The sequence below is a fragment of the Modestobacter sp. VKM Ac-2982 genome (assembly GCF_026967935.1).
GTDB lineage: Bacteria > Actinomycetota > Actinomycetes > Mycobacteriales > Geodermatophilaceae > Modestobacter.
Map to the genome: position 1 here is coordinate 2,032 of NZ_JAPVBL010000008.1, position 2,782 is coordinate 4,813.

Sequence of the window (2,782 nt, forward strand, 5' to 3'; positions counted from 1 at the left end):
AGAAAGCCATGTGTTAGTGGAAGGCCTCTGGAAGGGGTCGCCGTAGAGGGTGAGAGCCCCGTACACGAAAACTCATGGCCTCCCGAGTCGTATCCCAAGTAGCACCGAGCCCGTGAAATTCGGTGTGAATCTGGCGGGACCACCCGCTAAGCCTAAATACTCCCTGGTGACCGATAGCGGACAAGTACCGTGAGGGAAAGGTGAAAAGTACCCCGGGAGGGGAGTGAAATAGTACCTGAAACCGTGTGCCTACAAGCCGTGAGAGCCTTATGCGCACTTGTGCGTGGGGGTGATTGCGTGCCTTTTGAAGAATGAGCCTGCGAGTTAGCGGTACGTGGCGAGGTTAACCCGTGTGGGGTAGCCGTAGCGAAAGCGAGTCCGAACAGGGCGATTGAGTCGCGTGCTCTAGACCCGAAGCCGAGTGATCTACCCATGGCCAGGTTGAAGCGCGGGTAAGACCGCGTGGAGGACCGAACCCACTTAGGTTGAAAACTGAGGGGATGAGCTGTGGGTAGGGGTGAAAGGCCAATCAAACTCGGTGATAGCTGGTTCTCCCCGAAATGCATTTAGGTGCAGCGTCACGTGTTTCTTGCCGGAGGTAGAGCACTGGATGGTCTAGGGGCCCCACAAGGTTACTGAAATCAACCAAACTCCGAATGCCGGTAAGTGAGAGCGTGGCAGTGAGACTGCGGGCGATAAGGTTCGTAGTCGAGAGGGAAACAGCCCAGATCATCAGCTAAGGCCCCTAAGCGTGTGCTAAGTGGAAAAGGATGTGGAGTCGCAGTGACAACCAGGAGGTTGGCTTAGAAGCAGCCACCCTTGAAAGAGTGCGTAATAGCTCACTGGTCAAGTGATTCCGCGCCGACAATGTAGCGGGGCTCAAGCACACCGCCGAAGCTGTGGCATTCACATGAACCCGTCACCTACTTTCGGGTGGGTGGCCAGGTGTGTGGATGGGTAGGGGAGCGTCGTGTGGCGATTGAAGCGGCGGAGTGATCCAGCCGTGGACGCCACACGAGTGAGAATGCAGGCATGAGTAGCGAAAGGGGAGTGAGAAACTCCCCCGCCGGATGACCAAGGGTTCCTGGGCCAGGCTAATCCGCCCAGGGTGAGTCGGGACCTAAGGCGAGGCCGACAGGCGTAGTCGATGGACAACGGGTTGATATTCCCGTACCCGCGAAAGAACGCCCATGCTGAACCCAGCGATGCTAACCATCCGAAGCTCGTGACTGCCCTTCGGGGCTGATCGAGTGGAGCATGGGACCCGGACTGGTAGTAGGCAAGCGATGGGGTGACGCAGGAAGGTAGTCCTACCGGTGAGTGGTAGTACCGGTGCAAGGGTGTGGCCCGCGATGTAGGTAAATCCGCATCGCACACAGGGTGAGGCCCGACGCATAGCCGAATGAGGCGAATTGGATGATCCTATGCTGCCGAGAAAAGCCTCTAGCGAGTTCTTAGCGGCCCGTACCCCAAACCAACTCAGGTGGTCAGGTAGAGAATACCAAGGCGATCGAGCGAACTGTGGTTAAGGAACTCGGCAAAATGCCCCCGTAACTTCGGGAGAAGGGGGGCCATCTGCTGTGAACCGCCTTGCGCGGGGCAGCGGTGGGTGGCCGCAGAGACCAGTGAGAAGCGACTGTTTACTAAAAACACAGGTCCGTGCGAAGTCGAAAGACGATGTATACGGACTGACGCCTGCCCGGTGCTGGAACGTTAAGGGGACGGGTTAGTCCTTCGGGGCGAAGCTCAGAACTCAAGCGCCAGTAAACGGCGGTGGTAACTATAACCATCCTAAGGTAGCGAAATTCCTTGTCGGGTAAGTTCCGACCTGCACGAATGGCGTAACGACTTCTCAGCTGTCTCAACCACAGGCTCGGCGAAATTGCACTACGAGTAAAGATGCTCGTTACGCGCGGCAGGACGGAAAGACCCCGGGACCTTCACTATAGCTTGATATTGGTGTTCGGTTCGGCTTGTGTAGGATAGGTGGGAGACTGTGAAGCGGGCACGCCAGTGTTCGTGGAGTCATCGTTGAAATACCACTCTGGTCGAATTGGATGTCTAACCTCGGTCCGTGATCCGGATCAGGGACAGTGTCAGGTGGGTAGTTTAACTGGGGCGGTTGCCTCCCAAAATGTAACGGAGGCGCCCAAAGGTTCCCTCAGCCTGGTTGGCAATCAGGTGTCGAGTGCAAGTGCACAAGGGAGCTTGACTGCGAGACCGACGGGTCGAGCAGGAGCGAAAGCTGGGACTAGTGACCCGGCACCGGCACGTGGAAGCGGTGTCGCTCAACGGATAAAAGGTACCCCGGGGATAACAGGCTGATCTTCCCCAAGAGTCCATATCGACGGGATGGTTTGGCACCTCGATGTCGGCTCGTCGCATCCTGGGGCTGGAGTAGGTCCCAAGGGTTGGGCTGTTCGCCCATTAAAGCGGCACGCGAGCTGGGTTTAGAACGTCGTGAGACAGTTCGGTCCCTATCCGCCGCGCGCGTAAGAGACTTGAGAAGAGCTGTCCCTAGTACGAGAGGACCGGGACGGACGAACCTCTGGTGTGCCAGTTGTTCCGCCAGGAGCACTGCTGGTTGGCTACGTTCGGCAGGGATAACCGCTGAAAGCATCTAAGCGGGAAGCTCGCTTCGAGATGAGGTCTCTCACCGGGTCAACCGGGTAAGGCCCCCGCCCAGACCAGCGGGTTGATAGGCCGGAAGTGGAAGCGGCGCAAGTCGTGGAGCTGACCGGTACTAATAGGCCGAGGGCTTGACCACTCACTCATCCAGCCT

At 57.7% G+C, this 2,782-nt stretch carries 1 rRNA gene (cut by a window edge); it reads left to right on the forward strand.

The window, feature by feature from the left end:
• A 23S ribosomal RNA gene (locus O2W20_RS22640) occupies nt 1-2,768 on the forward strand (it extends 144 nt beyond the left edge of the window).
• Nucleotides 2,769-2,782: the final 14 nt, after the last annotated feature.